This is a genomic window from Pseudonocardia wallangbongensis (assembly GCF_054486945.1).
On record NZ_JBRERS010000001.1, the window covers coordinates 843,956 to 859,464 of the forward strand.

The following is a 15,509-nucleotide window of genomic DNA, read 5'->3' on the forward strand; positions in this document are numbered from 1 at the left end:
CGGGTCGGTGGTCGGTGTCAGCGCTCGGCGAGCAGCTGCTCCAGCTCGCGCCGGACGAGCTTCCCGGAGGGGTTCCTGGGGAGGGAGTCCGGCGCGGCGAAGACGATGTCCTTCGGCACCTTGTAGGAGGGCAGGTGCCGGCGGCAGGCCTGCTTCAGCTCGTCGGCGGACGCCTCGCCCGCGTGCACGACGACGGCGACGGGCACCTCGCCCCAGGTCGGGTCGGAACGGCGGACGACCCCGGCCTCCAGGACGCCGGGCAGGCGCAGGAGGACCCGTTCGATCTCGGCCGGGTAGATGTTCTCCCCACCACTCTTGATCATGTACTTGACGCGGTCGACGAACGTGAGCCGGCCGTCCGCCTCCCGGAGGAGCACGTCGCCCATGTGGAACCAGCCGTCCCGGAAGTCGGCGTTCGTCGCCTCCGGGTTGTTCCAGTAGCCGCTGAAGAGCGTCGGGCCGCGCATGCAGAGCTCGCCGGGCACGCCGTCGGGCACGTCCCGGCCGTCCGGGTCGACGAGGCGGACCTCGCAGTAGCCGCTCTGCTCCTTCGGGAAGGCCGTTGGCGCCTCGCCGACCGGGATGACGCCGGCGGAACACGGGGGGCAACCGGTCTCCGTGGCGCCGAACGTGTTGGCGAACGGGGCGTCCAGCAGGCTCGTGATCTCGGCGATCTCCTCGGGCCGGACGAGGTCGGGCATCACGCCGCAGAGCCGCACCCCGGCCGGCCGCGTGCCGTTCTCCCGCAGCGCCTGCGCCAGCCGGGCCACGGTGCCGGGCATGACGAGCAGCCACCCCAGCCGGTCCGCGGCGACGATCCCGGCCAGCTCGTCGGGCCGGAACCCGTCCACGACGACGACCTTGCCCCCGGACACCAGCGTGCTCACGGAGTTGTCGAGCGCGCCCATGTGGTGCAGCGGCGACCAGGCGACGAACGTGTCGTCACCCGCGATGCCGAGCTCGGCGCGCGTGGCCATGCTGCGCACGATCTCCGCCCGGTGGCTGATGCACGCACCCTTCGGCACGCCGGTCGTCCCGCTCGTGTAGATGATCACGGCGATGTCCTCGGCGCGGGCCGCGGACGGCTCCGTCCACGGCGCAGCCGACGCGAGCCGCCGCTCGTGGGCCGCGCCGAGGACGATCCGTTCCTCGGGGCGCGTCCGCAGGTCGTACCGGGCGTCGGCGCGCTCCGAGGAGATCGTCACGGCCGGCGACACGAGGTCGAGGCACGCCGCGAGCTCCTCGTCGGAGGCCCGCATGCTCTGGCAGGCGACGATCGCCCCGAGGCGCGCGGCGCCGAGGAGGATCTCGAGGTACTCCGGCCGGTTCTCCGACAGCAACCCGACGCGGTCCCCGCGGCGCACCCCGGCGGTGGCGAGGACGGTGGCGGCCCGCCTGCTGCGCTCCTCGAGATCGCCGTACGTCGTCCGCGACGCCCCCGACTGCACGGCGACCCGCGCCGGGTGCAGCCGGGCCCGCGCGTCGAACAGGCTGACGATCGTGCTGTCGGCGGCCCGAGCGACGAGCTCCGAGGTCACTGAGCCGCACCCGAGGTGTCGATCCGGTGTTCGGCCCCGGCCGGCTCGGCGGCCACCGGGCGCACGAGCAGCACCCCGACGATGCCGAGCAGGCTCGTCAGCAGCATCCAGCCGGAGACCGCCCAGCTCGACCCGCCCTGCCAGGCCAGGAGCCCGGCCGCGATCAGTGGCGCCAGCCCACCGCCGATCACCGTGCCCCCCTCGCGCCCGATCGAGACCCCGCTGAACCGGCTCCGGGTCCCGAACATGCTCGTGAAGTAGGCGGGTTGGATGGCGTCGGCGGCGGCCGCGCCCCCGGCGATCGCGACGACGACGGCGAGCAGGATCGCCCCGAAGTTCCGCGTGTCGACGAGCAGGAAGAACGGGAAGGCGAACACGGCCTGCAGCACCAGGGCCACGAGCATGACCCGGCCGAATCCGAAGCGGTCCCCGAGGTGGCCGTACAGCGGGCACAGCAGCCCGGCCGCCAGCGAGCCGACCAGGGTGGCCGCCAGGATGGTCGGTCGCGGCAGGTCCAGCGTGGTGGTGGCGTAGGTCAGCACGAACACCGAGACGATGTAGAAGGTCGTGTTCTGCCCGACCCGCATCAGGAAGATCGCGATGACGTTGCGCGGCCGCCGCAGCGCGGCGAGGATCGGCGCCCGTTCCTGCACCTCGCTGCGCTTGACCTGCTCGAACTCGGCCGTCTCCGGCAGGTCGCGGCGGATCCAGAGCCCGACGGCGACGAGCACGATGCTCACGAGGAACGGGACGCGCCAGCCCCAGCCGAACAGCTGCTCCTCGGTGAGCACGGAGGCCAGCGCGGTGTAGACCACCGAGCCGAGGATCAGCCCGGCGAAGACCGAGGCGGACAGGAAGGAACCGAAGAACCCGGGCCGCGTGCTGCCGTTCTCCTTCGTCATCAGGGCCGCGCCGCCCCACTCGCCGCCCGTGCCGAGGCCCTGGACGATCCGCAGTGCGACGAGCAGGACCGGTGCGGCGACCCCGACCTGGTCGTAGGTCGGCAGCAGGCCGATCCCGACCGTAGCGACGCCCATCAGGACCAGGGTCGTCACGAGGACCGTCTTGCGGCCGACCCGGTCACCGAGGTGCCCGAAGATGATCCCGCCGACGGGCCGTGCGGCGAACCCCGTGGCGAAGGTCGCGAAGGACAGCAGGGCGCCGACCGTGCCGTTCTGCGCCGGGAAGAACAGGTGCGGGAAGACCAGCGCGGCCGCGGTGCCGTAGAGGAAGAAGTCGTACCACTCGATGACCGTTCCCAGCGAGACCGCTGTCGTGACCCGCTTGGTGAGCTGGGACGGCGGAACCTCGGCACCGGGCGGTGTCGCACTGCTCATCACGCCTCCTCATCGAGGACTTGACGGAGTTTCGCTCAGCGAATAAGGTTTCGCTCTCCGAACGCGCGCAGCATGCGACGGAGGAGGCGGCATGTCAACCCCGGCCCGGCCCGCGCCGGACAAGGAACAGTTCGTCAGCTCGCTCGCCCGCGGCCTCGCCGTGTTGCGGGCGTTCGGGCCGGCCGGCCCCGAGCCGACCCTCAGCGAGGTGGCGGCGGCCACGGACCTCAGCCCCGCCGTCGTCCGACGGTTCCTCCTGACGCTCGTGCAGCTGGGATACGTGCGAAAGGTCGGCCGGAAGTTCGTGCTCACGCCCCAGGTCATGGAGCTGGGAGCCGGCTACCCGGACTCGATGAACCTGGCCGAGGTCGCCCAGCCCCACCTGCAGCACCTGCGGGACGAGACCGGCGACAGCGTCTCGCTGACCACCCTCATCGGGGTCGACATCATCCACCTCTGCCACATGCAGACCGAGGGCCTGCTCCGCTTCGCGGTGACACCCGGCAGCCGGGTGCCCGCCTACGTGTCGGCCACGGGCCGGGCGCTCCTCGCCTTCCAACCCGAGCCGCGCCTCACCGAGTACTTCGCCGCGGCGCGGCTCGTCCGGCGCACCCCGCACACCGTCACCACCGAAGCCGGGCTGCGGGACTGCCTGGGCCACGTCCGGCGGGACGGGTACGCCCTCGTCGCCGACGAGCTGGACTTCGGGATCACGGTGCTGGGGGTGCCGATCTTCAACGACGGGGTCGCCATCGCGGGGATCAGCTGCGCCACCACGTCCGGCCGCCAACCCAACGACGAGTTCCTCCACTCCCGCCTCCCGCTGCTGCAGGCCGCGGCCGCGGCCCTGCGGCGCCAGCTCGACCACTTCCCCGCACTCGTCCACTCCCTCGACCTGGGCGTGTAGCACCCAGGCCGAGGCACATTGGCCGCACACATCGGCTGAGGTCGGCACACATGACCGGGCATGTGTGCGGTCCAGCGAAGGTGTGTGCGGCGACCGCATAGCGTCGGTGCCGCTGGACGGCGGTCAGCAGGGCCGGCTTCGAGAGCACGGAAGGATCCACGCCATGCGACTGCGCGACAAGGTTGCCCTGATCAGCGGGGCGGCCAACGGAATGGGTAGGGCCACCGCGGCCACGTTCGCCCGCGAAGGCGCCACCGTCGTCGCGGCCGACATCGACGACGCCGGCGGCACCGCGGCGGTGAAGGAGATCCACGACGGCGGCGGGCAAGCCCACTACCTGCACCTCGACGTCACCGACGAGGGCTCGTGGTCCGCCGCCATCGAGGAGGTGCTCGACTCGTTCGGCCGGCTCGACGTACTGGTCAACAACGCCGGGATCAGCGGGACCTTCGACCCCGACCTCACCAGCACCGACTTCTACGACCGGCTCATGCTGGTGAACGCGAAGGGCGCCTTCCTCGGCATCAAGCACGGCGCCGCGGCGATGGCCCGCTCCGGTGGTGGTGCGATCGTCAACCTGACCTCGGTCTCGGCCTCGATCGGCCAGCCCGGCGTTCACATGGGCTACAGCGCGTCCAAGGCCGCGATCAAGGCGATGACGACCACCGCCGCGGTGCAGCACGCGGAGCACGGCATCCGGGTCAACGCGGTCGCGCCGGGCCTGCTGCCGCCGATGGTCACCTCCCGCGGCTCGGCCGACCCGGCCTGGCGGGCGGCGCAGATCGGCGGGGTGCCGATGAAGCGGGGCGGGGAGGTCCAGGAGGTCGCCGACGTCGTCCTGTTCCTGGCGAGCGACGAGTCCTCCTACGTGACCGGGGTCGAGATCCTGGTCGACGGGGGCCTGACCTCCGTCTGAACCGGATCTCGTGCGCATGGCCGCGTTCCGCTGAACGGCAGTGGTGCGAGGCTGGGCCGGTGAGCAACCCGCACACGGTGGTCCTGGTCGAGGGAGCCAGTGACGAGTCGGCCGTCGCGGCGCTGGCCGCGCGCCGTGGCCGGGACCTGGCGGCCGAGGGCATCTCCGTCCTGGCGATGGGCGGCGCCACGAACATCGGGAGGTACGTCCGCAGGTTCGGCCCTTCCGGTCGGGATCTGCGGCTGGCCGGTCTGTGCGACGCCGGGGAGGAAGGCGACTTCCGGCGGGGGCTCGAGCGCGCCGGCCTCGGGGTCGGCGGCGGCCGGAGCGGTCTGGATGCGCTCGGGTTCTTCGTGTGCGTCGCCGACCTGGAGGACGAGCTGATCCGCGCCCTGGGCACCGCCGCGGTCGAGGGCGTCGTCGACGCGGAGGGCGACCTCGGCTCGTTCCGCACGCTCCAGAAGCAACCCGCGTGGCGCGGGAGCACCACCCACGACCAGCTGCGCCGGTTCTTGGGATCGGGCAGCGGCCGCAAGATCCGCTACTCCGGCCGGCTCGTCGCGGCCCTCGATCTCGATCACGTTCCGCGGCCGCTGGACCTGCTGCTGAATCACCTGGGACCCAAGAGTTGATCTTCGACGGGTGGGCGGCTGCTAGGGTTGCCCGGTGCCCGCCAACGACGGCTCGGCCACACCCGCATCGCAACCCGCAGTCGTGCGCGACGCGGTGTTGCGCTGGATCGTCCGGGGCACGCTGCGGCCCGGCGACGCCCTCCCCGTCGAGGCGGTCGTGGCCCGCACCGGGGCGCCCCCCGACGCCGTGCGGGACGCGCTGGGCGAGCTCGCCGAGCTCGGCGTCGCCCGCCAGGACGCCGACGGGGTCGTGATCGCCGACCCGACGGCGCACAACATGGCCGAGACCGACGAGATCCGGCACATCCTGGAGGACGTCGCCGTCCGGCGCTTCGTCCAGCTGGCCACCGATTCCCAGGTGGAGGCTCTGGGGCGGTCGTTGGAGGCGGTCGAGGAGGTCGCCGTGCGGCCGGCCCCGGTGCTCGAGGAGCTCGTCCGGGCGCGGGACTGGTTCTTCGTCGTCATGCTGCGGGCGGCCGGCCTCGCCACCCGGGACCTGCTGCGGAACCTGCGGTCGCACGCGGGTCTCGTGATGTCCCTCGCGGTGGCGGGCCCCGGCAGGCCCGCGGAGGTCGTGGCGGAGCTGCGCGCGATCCACCGGGCGCTCGCCGCCCGCGACGCGGAGGCCGCGATCGCCGCCTGCGACCGGCACCGGACGAACTCGACCGACGCCGGGCTCAAGCAGCTGGGCAACACGCCCTGACTCCCCTCAGCGAGCGCCCGGCACGATCACCCCGATCACCGTGCGGTGCGCCCGCGCCGCCTCCTTCGCCTCGTCGATCTCGTCCAGCGTGAACTCGACGCTCCCGACGAGCGACGCGTCGAGCCGCCCGTCCTCGAGCATCGCTGTGAAGCGGGGGATGTCGTGGTGCATCCGCACCCGCCCGTTCTGGCTGCTGACGACGGTGCGGCCGTGCAGCGCGATCGGCACCTGCGGGAGCGAGAGCTCCGCGCCGAGCGGCTCGCAGCCGGTCAGGACGGCGGTGCCGCCGCGGTGGGTCATCAGCACGGCCTGCCGCTGGGCGAGCGCGGGCCCGGCCGCCTCCAGCGCGTAGGTCACGCCGTACCCGCCGGTCAGGGCGCGCACCTGCTCGACGGGGTCGGCCTCGGCCGGGTCGAGGGTCGCGGTGGCGCCGGCCGCGGCGGCGCGCTCGCGGCGGCCCGCGTCCGGGTCGAGGGCGATGATCTGCCCCGCCCCGGCGAGCCGGGCGGCCTGGATCATCCACAGCCCGAGCTGACCGCAGCCCACGACGGCCACGTCCGACCCGGGGACGACGGCGGCCACGTTGAACACCGATCCGAGGCCCGTGGTCACCCCGCACCCGAGCAGCCCCAGCACGGTGTCCGGCACGGTGGTGTCGATCGGGACCACCTGGCGGGCGTCCACCGACATCAGCTCCGCGTACCCGCCGACGTTCCCCGCCGCCGTCGCGATGCTCCCGTCGGCGAGCCGGGCCACCGGTGGCGGACCGTCCGGCCGGTCGAAGATCACCGAGCACTGGTCGGCGCGGCCGCGCACGCAGTAGAAGCAGCGACCGCACTCGGCCGTGCCGTGCACCACCACGCGGTCGCCGACGCGCACCCCGGTGACGTCCGGGCCCAGCTCCTCCACCACACCCATCGAGGCGTGCCCGAGGATCGTCGGCGGTTCCTTCCCGAACACGCCGTCGGAGTTCATGACGTCGGTGACGCAGAACGGGGTGGCGCCGGTGCGCACCCGGATCCGCCCGGGCGCGAGCGGGAGCAGGTCGACGTCCTGCACCTCGAGCCGGCCCGGCCCCGTCATGATGGCGGCGCGCATCAGGCGGTGGCGCGGGTCAGCAGGTCGCGCACGGCCCCGACCGTGGCGTCGTTGACGTGGTGCTCCGGGTCCTCGTCGACGCGCAGGGTGATCTCGGCGCCCGCTCCGCCCAGGAGTGCCGCGGTCTCGCGCACGCGCTCGACCGGCACCCAGCCGTCGCGGGAGCTGGACGCGAGCAGCACCGGCGTGCCGGCGAGGTCGCCCGCCACCTCCCGCGGCGACCCGGGTGGCCCGGCGAACCCGCCCGTCAGCAGCGCGGCGGCCGCATACCGGCGGGGGTGGTGCACGAGGTACTCGCTGAGCAGGCAGGCGCCCTGGGAGAACCCGAGCAGGACCAGGCGGTCAGCCCCGAACCCGTCCCGGCCGACGCCTTCGAGCACCGCGCCGAGGGCGCGCAGGGACGCCGACAGGAACGGTTCGTTCGCGGCGAGCGGCTCGGTGAACCGCTGCGGGTACCAGGTGCGCCCGGGCGCCGCCGGCGCGTACCAGGCGAGCCCGGGCAGGCCGACGCGGTCGGCGACGGCGCGCATGAACCCGGGCTCCTGGTCGCGACCGTGCACGGCGAGGACGCCGAGCGCCGCCCGCCCCGGGTCGTCGCCCCACCGTTCGATGCGCAGCGTCGTCTCGGCCGTCATACCGAGATCGGCTCGAGCTGGCCGAGCAGCTCCGCCCTGCGGTCCTCGAACTGCTCGGGCAGCTGGAAGGCGCTGCCGAGCTCCTTCGGCGACTCGTCGCAGGTCCAGCCGCCCTCGGCGTGCGTGACGGCGAGCTCGAACAGCGCCCCGCCCGGTGTGCGGACGTAGACCGACTTGAAGTACTTGCGGTCCTTGAGCTCGGAGATGTCGGTGTAGCCGACCCCCTCGATCTCGAACTTCAGGGCGTCCTGGTTCTCGAGCGTCTCGGCGTTCCAGGCGAAGTGGTGGATCGTGCCCTCGCCGTAACGCCAGGTGCCGGGCTCGTCGGTGCGGTTGACCACCAGCTCGACGGAGCCGCCCTGACCGGGCCGGCCGACCTGGTGCACGACCCGGTCGCCCTCCTCGACGAGGCCCTTGCCGTAGAAGGAGTCGCTGAGGAACTCGACCATGTTCTCCGGGTTCGCCACGTGCACGCCGACGCCGTACACGCCGTGGATCGCGTGCTCGGGCGGCACGCCCGCGCCCGCGTGCCCGACGCGGGGGTCGTCCTCGACGCCCACCATCGCGTACTCGATCCCGCACGGGTGGTGGAAGAGCAGCCGCCGCTGGTCGAGCACCTCGGCGTTCTCGACCTCGACCCCGCGCGCGGCGAGGCGCCCCTGCCAGTAGTCGAGCGAGCCGGACGGAACCGCGAGGTGCACCTCGCGGGCCTGGTTGGTGCCCCGCCGGCCGCGCAGCCCGGCCTGCCGGAACGGGAACGTGGTGACGACGGCGCTCGGGTCGCCGTTCGCGTTGCTGTAGTAGAGGTGGTAGATCGGCAGCGACCCGTCGAAGAGCACGGTCCTCTTGATGAAGCGCATGCCGAGGGTCTCGACGTGGAAGTCCACGTCCTCCTGCGCAGGTCCGACCGACAGCGTGACGTGGTGGCCCCCGTTGAGGTGTGCCATGTCTCCTCCTCGAGACAGCAGGAATGTCATTCCGTCATACGAAACGTGTGGCGCCGGCCTCCTGCGACGCCCGCATCGCGGCGATGCCGAGCCGGGCGGCCGCCCGGACGTGGGCGATCATCGCGGCCGATGCGGCCGAGGCGTCGCGGGCCTCCACGGCCTTGACCATCTCGCGCAGCTCCGCCACGGAGCGCCCGGGACGGCCGGGATCGGACGCCAGCGAGCCGGCCCGCATCAGGCTCACCCGGGCGTGCAGCTGCGAGAGGCTGGTGCGCAGGGCGGAGTTGCCCGCGCCGTCGAGCAGCACGTCGTAGATCAGGTCCTTGGCCGCCACGACGTCCATCGTGCCGCCGCCTTCGGCCACGACGTCCTCGAGCTTCGTGAACGCGCGCCGCAGCGCGACGAGCCGGCTGTCCGGCGCCTGGGCGACGAACCGCCGCACGAGGTGGGCTTCGAGGACCTCGCGCAGCTCGTAGAGCTCCTCGGCCTCCTCGGGCGAGAGCGCGACGACGACGGCGCCCTTCTGCGGCACGGTGCGCACGAGCCCCTCGGCGGCGAGCTCACGCAGCACCTCCCGGATCGTGGTGCGGGAGACGCCGGTCATGTCGATCAGCTCGCGCTCCACCAGCCGCTGGCCGGGCGCGAACCGCATCGTCAGGATGGCTTCGCGCAGGACGTCGCGCACCTGGGGGCGCAGCGGCGCGGAGACCCGGCCGATCCGGGATGCGAGGTCGGGTACGTCCGGCTCGTCCACGGCGGAAGCCTACTGGATGGTTGTCATACGTTCGGTCATGACGACTGCCTCCTCGGTCGGTCACAGCGGGGTCGGGAGTCCGAAGTGGACGCGGGCGTTGGCGGCGAAGTGCAGGTCGGCCTGCGCCCCGATGTGCGTGCGGTACATGGCCACGTCGCGGAAGCAGCGCTGCAGGCGCGAGCCCCGCTTGGCCGCGGACGTCCCGCCGGTGGTGAAGAGCCGGTCGACGGCGTCGGCGGCCAGGCGGGCGGCCTGCTGGGCCATCCCCCGCGGCCGCACGTCGGCGCCGACGGGGAACGCACCGGTGCGCTCCCACTCGCGCCCTGCGGCCGTGTAGCCCGCGCCGGCCGCGACGAGAACGGCGAGCGCGGAGTCGGTCAGGCTCTGCGCCTCCCCGAACCACCGCTGGTAGTCCGGTGACTCGCAGCGCAGCACCTTCGGTGGAACGGTGGTCTGGCGGGTGCGCAGGACCTGCTCGTACTCGTCCAGCGCCGCGCGGGCGGCCCCGACCACCGGCGCGGCGAGGCCGCCGTAGTAGATCGTCAGCGAGCGCCCGAGGTACAGCGGGTTGCGGTGCAGGCGGTAGCCCGGCGTGCCGTCGCGCGGCATCGCGAAGGCCTTCCAGTCGTAGTGCTCGGCGAGGTGCTCTGGCACGAAGACGTCGTCCACGCGCACCGAGTTCGAGCCGGTGCCCTGCAGGCCGAGGGTGGCGCCGCCGCCCCAGTCGTCGAGCACCGTGTAGTCGCCGCGCGGGAGCACGCACGCCAGCGGGACGGGCGGGCCGTCCGTGCCGGGTGCGGGACCCATCGCCGTGGCGATGAAGTGGGTGGCGTGCGTGATCCCGGAGCAGTAGTCCCACGTGCCGCTCACCCGGTAGCCGCCGCGGACGCGCTCGGCCGTGCCGGTGGGCGCCGCCCGGTGCGGGGAGCAGAAGTGGCCGTCCGGGGCGAAGAGCTCCTCCTGCGCCCGCTCCGAGAAGAACGAGGCGATGTGGAAGATGTGGTCCGACGCGAGGCACACCGACCAGCCGGTGGCCGGGTCGCCGTGGGAGATCTCGGTGATCAGCCGGAAGAACGTGTCGAGCCCGAACTCGTACCCGCCGTACCGGCGTGGCTGCAGCACCCGGTAGAAGCCGGCCTCGGTGAAGCGCTCGTGCAGCCGTTCCGAGTAGCCGCCGCGCTCCTCCCCCGCCGGCGCCTCCGCCACCAGCTCGGCGCGCATGGCGGTGGCCCGCGCGATCATCGCCTCGGGCGTCAGGTCCGGCTCGGGGGCCGCGATCGCCGGCCCGCCGGGATGCGTCCGGGTCATGTGTCGATCCCGGACACGGCGGCCACGCGTGGACGGGCGGTCAGCACGGCCAGGCACGCGAACGAGATCACCAGCATCGCGGAGACGTACACCGCGACGGCGTACGGCTGTCCGGTGGCCTGCAGGATGATCGCCGAGATGCCCGGGCCCACCGCGCTGCCCAGCACCGTGGCGAGCTGGAAGCCCAGCGACATGCCCGTGTAGCGCACCCGGGCGTCGAACGCGCCCGCGTAGACCGACGGCTGCGCGCCGTAGCCGATGCAGTACAGCAGCCCGAACCCCAGCACGTACCCGAGGGTGATCAGCCCGACGTCCCTGGTCTCCACCGCGCCGACGAGCACGAAGATCCCGACCATCGACGCGACCGCGCCGGTGAGCACCACCGGCCGGGGACCGTACCTGTCGGCGAGCCAGCCCGACAGCGGCACGACCGGCAACTGCACGATGTTCGCCAGCAGGATCGCGGTGATCACCGCGAACCGGTCGACGCCGAGCGTGACCGTGGCGTGGTTCAGCAGGAAGGTCGCCGCCACGATCGAGAGCGCCCCGAAGCCGAGGAAGCCCCCGCAGATCAGCAAGACCTCACGCAGGTTGTGGCGCAGCACGTCCGCCAGCGGCACGCGCGCCTCGGCACCCGCCCGCTGGACCGCCACGAACTCCGGCGACTCGGCGATCCGCAGCCGCACGACGATGCCGATCGCGATCAGCACGATGCTGACCAGGAAGGGGATTCGCCACCCCCACGACAGCAGGTCCTCGTCGGGCAGGGCGGCGACCGGCAGGAAGACGAGGTTGCCCAGCAGCACGCCGGCGGCCGGGCCGGTCTGCGGGAGGCTCGCGAAGAACCCGCGGCGGTCGGGGGGCGCGTACTCGTAGGCGAGCAGGACCGCCCCGCCCCACTCCCCGCCGAACGCGATCCCCTGCGCCAGCCGCAGGGCGATGAGCAGCGTCGGGGCCAACGCACCCGCCGACTCGTAGCCGGGCAGCAGGCCGATCGCGGTGGTCGCGACGCCCATCAGCACGAGCGTGATCACGAGCATCCGCTTGCGGCCCACGCGGTCGCCGAAGTGCCCGAACAGGACGCCGCCGACCGGGCGGGCGAGGAACCCGGCCGCGAACGTGCCGAACGCGGCGAGCGTGCCGACGAACGGGTCGGCCGTGGGGAAGAACAGCCGTGGGAAGACCAGCGCCGCGGCCGTCCCGTAGATCGCGAAGTCGTAGTACTCGACGGTGGTGCCCGCGAAGCTCGCGGACGCGACCCGCCAGGTCGACACCCGACCCGGGGACGGCGCGGTCACCGGCCGGACTCCTCGGCGAGCCACCGCACGAGGACGTCGAGCGCCTCGATGTTGTTGCGCTCGAACTGCACGGCGTGCCCGTTGCCGCGCACGCCCCGGTCGGCCAGGCGGACGTGCTCCGCGCGACACCCCGCGCCGGACAGGAACGCGGCGATGTCCCCGGCGAACCCGTCGAACGGCGACGCCTCGCCCGAGAACACGCCGATCGGCACCTTCGCGAGGCCCGGCAACCGGTGCGTCCCGGGTACGAGGTCGGCCGGGTCGGCGACGGGCGGGTCGAACGCGGGCGGGGCCGCCGTCAGGCCCCACGGCAGCAGCCGCGGCCCGTCCGGGACCGTGAGGAACGGTGGGCCCATCGGCTCCAGGGCGAGCAGCGCGACGACGAGGTCCGGCCGGGCGTCGGCCGCCAGCCAGCCGCCCGGGGCGCCCGCGGAGTGGGTGAGCAGGACCGCGGGCCCGACGCGCTCCAGGAGCTGGACGAGCCGCTCGGCGTCGAGGCGCTGGCTCGCCGCGAGGTCCGCGAGCATCGGGCCGGTCGGCGCGGCGACCTGGTCGAACAGCGGGTCGTCGAGGTCGTGGGAGCCGGGCCACTGGGTGTGCCGGTCGGCGAGATCGTCCGGGTCGAAGAGGCCCTTGAGCCGCTCGTAGGAGAACGGCTCGCCCATCGGGCCGAGCACGTCGGGGTGGTGGGGCGAGCGGCCGTGCCCCGGCCGGTCGACCACGTACACCCGGTGCCCGCCGCGGACCAGCGCCTCCGCCCAGCCGGGACGCCCGTCCGGGGTGCCCATCCAGTCGGTGCCCTGGCCCCCGCCGCCGTGCACCAACACGACCGGGTGCGGCGCGGTGACGCGCTCGGGCTCCTCCCACGCCACGAACATCGGGGCGCGGGGCACCGTGCCGGCCGGGTGCCGGGCGCGCTCGGTGCCGACCCAGAAGAACCCGCGCCGAGAGGTGAGCGGCTGCGAACTCATCGCTCGGCCCTTCGCGCGGGCGCTGTGACATTGATTCGCTCGCTGACGCTCCCTCATCGCGCCCCGTCACCGATCGGCAGGCCGAGGTGCAGCTGGGCGAGCTTGCGGAACGACGTCTCGCGGAAGCTCGTGTTGCGGTGGCTCGCGATCATGGTGAGGTCGCGCCACACGCGCTCGAACGGCTGCCCGGCCTTGATCGCGCTGGAGCCGATGTTGCGGAAGAGCGCCTCGTCGACGGCCTCCCACACCTGCACGATGGCCTCCCGCGCGATGATCCCGATCCGCTGCTCCTCCTCCTCGCTGTAGGGCTCCCCGCCCGCGGCGGTGCGCTCGCAGATCTCCATGTGCTCCTCGGCGCAGCGGATCGTCAGCGCCTCCGCCGTGGCGAGCTTCGCCAGGCCCGTGCCGTACCACCGCTGGTAGTCGCCGTCACCGAGCCGCGGGACCATCGGCGGGATGCTGGTCTTGCGGGTGCGCATCTGGCGCTCGAACTCGTCCAGTGCGCAGTACCCGGCCCCCGTGGTGAGCGCGGCGAGGGAGATCGTGAACGGCGCGAGCGCCCGGCCCACGTACATCGGGTTGCCGTGCAGCGCGAGTCCCGGGGTGCCCTCGCTGACGTCGACGTTGACCATGTTCGTGTCCTCGACGACGAACTCCGCCGGGATCCGCCCGTCCTCGAGCCGGATGCTGTGCGAGCCGCTGCCCCGCAGGCCCAGCGTGTCGCCCCAGTCGTCGAGCATCGTCCACTCGCTGCGCGGGGCGACGTAGAGCATCAGGTGCTCGGCGGCCTCCTGCGGCGGCAGCCCGGCGAGCATCGCCTGGCCCATGAAGTGCGTGGAGTACGGGATGCCGGAGCAGTAGCGGACGGTCCCGTCGAGCCGCCAGCCGTCGTCGACCCGCTGTGCCTTCGCGTCCGGGGCGGCCACCGACGCGCACCGGAAGTCACCGTCGCCGAAGATCTTCTCCTGCGCCGCCTCGGGGAAGTAGGAGCCGATCTGCAGCGCGTGGCTCGACGCCAACGCCCAGCACCACGCCGTCGACACGCACCCGCGGGCCATCTCGAGCTGCAGGCGCGCGAACGTCGTGAAGTCGTACTCGAGGCCCCCGTAGCGCTTCGGCTGCACCACCCGGTACAAGCCGGCCGCGCGGAACGCCTCGTGCATCTCGCTGGAGTAGTAGGTGCGTTCCTCGGTCCCGGCCTGCGCCGCCACCAGCTCCGGTCGCAGGTCGACCACGGTCCGGATGAGCTGCGCGGGGGTGGGCTCCGGCTGGGCGTCGGCGGGCCGCGTCGGTGAGGCGGTGGTGGTCATGGCTCCCTCGGTGGGTCAGGACTGGGGCAGGAGGACGGCGGTGATCAGCTCCCGGCCCGCGGCGGCGCCGAGCGCCTTGCCGGCGTCGGCGAGCGGGTAGGTGCGGTCGACCATGGCGGCGGCGTCGAGCAGGCCCGCCTCCAGGACGCGGGCGAACCGCGGCAGGTCGCGGCGGACGTCGACGTTGCCGTACTGGCAGCTGCGGATCTCGCGCCCGCGCATGGCGAGGTCGTTGACCGGCAGGTCGACCGTGACGCCCCAGTCGGTCATCCCGAGCGGGACGACGACCCCGCCCCGGCGGGTGGCGTCGAACGCCGCGCGCACCGCCGCCGCGGCCGCCGCGGCCTCGAACGCCACGTCGACGCCGCGGCCGCCGGTGAGGTCCCGGATCCGGTCGACGACCTCACCGTCGGCCGGGTCGAGCACGTCGGTGGCACCCAGCGCGCGCACGCGCTCGCGGCGTCCGGGCATCGGCTCGACCGCCACGATGCGCACGGCCCCGGCGAGCCGGGCGCTCTGCACGATCCAGCCCCCGATCCGGCCGGCGCCGAACACCGCGACCGTGTCGCCGAGGCCGACCCGCGCGATGCCGAACACGGCCCCCAGCGCACTGGCGGCGCCGCAGCTGAGCAGGCACAGGTGCTCGTCGGGCAGGGTGGTGTCGATCGGCACCACCCCGTAGTCGCGCACGAGCAGCCGCTCCGCGTAGGTGCCGACGCCACCGGCCGCGCTCACCGAGGTGCCGTCGGCCCGGCGGGCGACGTACCGGACGTCGGCCTCGAAGACCTCCCGGCACTGGTGGCCCTCTCCGCGGTCGCACCAGAAGCAATCACCGCAGGCCGGGGTGCCCGCGACGACCACCCGGTCGCCGGGGGCCACCGAGGTGACCGCGGAGCCGACCTCCTCGATCACACCGGCGGCGGAGTGCCCGAGGATCGCCGGCGGGTGCGCCAGCGGCCCGGGCCGCAGCGCGTACGAGTCGGTCACGCACACCTCGACGGCACCGGCCCGCACCACCACCTCGCGCGGGCCCGGAGGCATCGGCTCGACGTCCTCGACGACGGGCGGGATCCCGAAATCTCCCAGCACCGCTGCACGCACAGCCATCCGCCTCTCTGTCGGATGGTCATACATTCGAGCCCGATGAGCCCCGTG

Annotated in this window: 15 protein-coding genes; 4 read left to right on the top strand and 11 right to left on the bottom strand. The window is 73.5% G+C overall.

The annotated features are described in order from the left end of the window. Positions 1-17 precede the first annotated feature (17 nt). Together ACU436_RS03965 and ACU436_RS03970 are read right to left on the bottom strand one after the other, a co-directional pair. A complete protein-coding gene (locus tag ACU436_RS03965; RefSeq protein WP_459021694.1) occupies positions 18-1,538 on the bottom strand; it encodes a class I adenylate-forming enzyme family protein in 1,521 nt (506 codons plus the stop codon). Further along, positions 1,535-2,875 (bottom strand): MFS transporter, encoded by a 1,341-nt coding sequence (locus ACU436_RS03970; protein ID WP_459021696.1) that lies wholly within the window; start codon positions 2,873-2,875, stop codon positions 1,535-1,537. The genes ACU436_RS03965 and ACU436_RS03970 overlap by 4 nt, the downstream gene beginning before the upstream one ends. 91 nt (positions 2,876-2,966) lie before the next feature. Between ACU436_RS03970 and ACU436_RS03975 the strand changes: the two genes are divergently transcribed. The 4 genes from ACU436_RS03975 to ACU436_RS03990 all read left to right on the top strand — a co-directional run bounded on the left by ACU436_RS03975 (position 2,967) and on the right by ACU436_RS03990 (position 6,033). Next, a complete protein-coding gene (locus tag ACU436_RS03975) occupies positions 2,967-3,782 on the top strand; it encodes an IclR family transcriptional regulator domain-containing protein (RefSeq protein ID WP_459021698.1) in 816 nt (271 codons plus the stop codon). Positions 3,783-3,945: 163 nt separating this feature from the next. After that, on the top strand, positions 3,946-4,698 hold the full coding sequence (locus ACU436_RS03980; RefSeq protein ID WP_459021700.1) for an SDR family NAD(P)-dependent oxidoreductase: 753 nt from the start codon (positions 3,946-3,948) through the stop codon (positions 4,696-4,698). Between the two features lie 59 nt (positions 4,699-4,757). Continuing rightward, the gene (locus ACU436_RS03985; protein ID WP_459021702.1) at positions 4,758-5,330 is read left to right on the top strand and encodes a TOPRIM nucleotidyl transferase/hydrolase domain-containing protein; all 573 of its coding nucleotides are present in this window, start codon (positions 4,758-4,760) and stop codon (positions 5,328-5,330) included. Between the two features lie 34 nt (positions 5,331-5,364). Continuing rightward, entirely contained in the window at positions 5,365-6,033 is a 669-nt protein-coding gene (locus ACU436_RS03990; protein ID WP_459021704.1) for an FCD domain-containing protein, read from the top strand. Between the two features lie 6 nt (positions 6,034-6,039). On the opposite strand, the gene ACU436_RS03995 is transcribed toward ACU436_RS03990, so the two are convergent. From ACU436_RS03995 to ACU436_RS04035, 9 genes are read right to left on the bottom strand one after another with little or no spacing between them, the layout of a single operon-like run. After that, the gene (locus tag ACU436_RS03995) at positions 6,040-7,131 is read right to left on the bottom strand and encodes a zinc-binding dehydrogenase (protein WP_459021706.1); all 1,092 of its coding nucleotides are present in this window, start codon (positions 7,129-7,131) and stop codon (positions 6,040-6,042) included. Further along, positions 7,131-7,766, bottom strand: coding sequence for an alpha/beta hydrolase (locus tag ACU436_RS04000; protein ID WP_459021708.1), 636 nt, complete (start codon positions 7,764-7,766; stop codon positions 7,131-7,133). The genes ACU436_RS03995 and ACU436_RS04000 overlap by 1 nt, the downstream gene beginning before the upstream one ends. Continuing rightward, positions 7,763-8,713, bottom strand: a complete 951-nt coding sequence (locus ACU436_RS04005) for a VOC family protein (RefSeq protein WP_459021709.1) — start codon at positions 8,711-8,713, stop codon at positions 7,763-7,765. Before ACU436_RS04005 ends, ACU436_RS04000 begins: the two co-directional genes overlap by 4 nt. A 34-nt stretch (positions 8,714-8,747) precedes the next feature. Continuing rightward, positions 8,748-9,467: a GntR family transcriptional regulator gene (locus tag ACU436_RS04010; protein ID WP_459021711.1), complete on the bottom strand. Its 720-nt coding sequence runs from the start codon at positions 9,465-9,467 to the stop codon at positions 8,748-8,750. A 60-nt stretch (positions 9,468-9,527) separates the two neighbouring features. Next, complete coding sequence (locus ACU436_RS04015; RefSeq protein ID WP_459021713.1) at positions 9,528-10,775, bottom strand: acyl-CoA dehydrogenase family protein; 1,248 nt, start codon at positions 10,773-10,775, stop codon at positions 9,528-9,530. Further along, positions 10,772-12,073 (bottom strand): MFS transporter, encoded by a 1,302-nt coding sequence (locus ACU436_RS04020; RefSeq protein ID WP_459021715.1) that lies wholly within the window; start codon positions 12,071-12,073, stop codon positions 10,772-10,774. The genes ACU436_RS04015 and ACU436_RS04020 overlap by 4 nt, the downstream gene beginning before the upstream one ends. Then, positions 12,070-13,044, bottom strand: a complete 975-nt coding sequence (locus ACU436_RS04025) for an alpha/beta fold hydrolase (RefSeq protein WP_459021717.1) — start codon at positions 13,042-13,044, stop codon at positions 12,070-12,072. Before ACU436_RS04025 ends, ACU436_RS04020 begins: the two co-directional genes overlap by 4 nt. Positions 13,045-13,097: 53 nt before the next feature. Continuing rightward, positions 13,098-14,354 (bottom strand): acyl-CoA dehydrogenase family protein, encoded by a 1,257-nt coding sequence (locus ACU436_RS04030; RefSeq protein ID WP_459021719.1) that lies wholly within the window; start codon positions 14,352-14,354, stop codon positions 13,098-13,100. A 15-nt stretch (positions 14,355-14,369) separates the two neighbouring features. Further along, complete coding sequence (locus tag ACU436_RS04035) at positions 14,370-15,461, bottom strand: zinc-binding dehydrogenase (protein ID WP_459021721.1); 1,092 nt, start codon at positions 15,459-15,461, stop codon at positions 14,370-14,372. Positions 15,462-15,509: the final 48 nt, after the last annotated feature.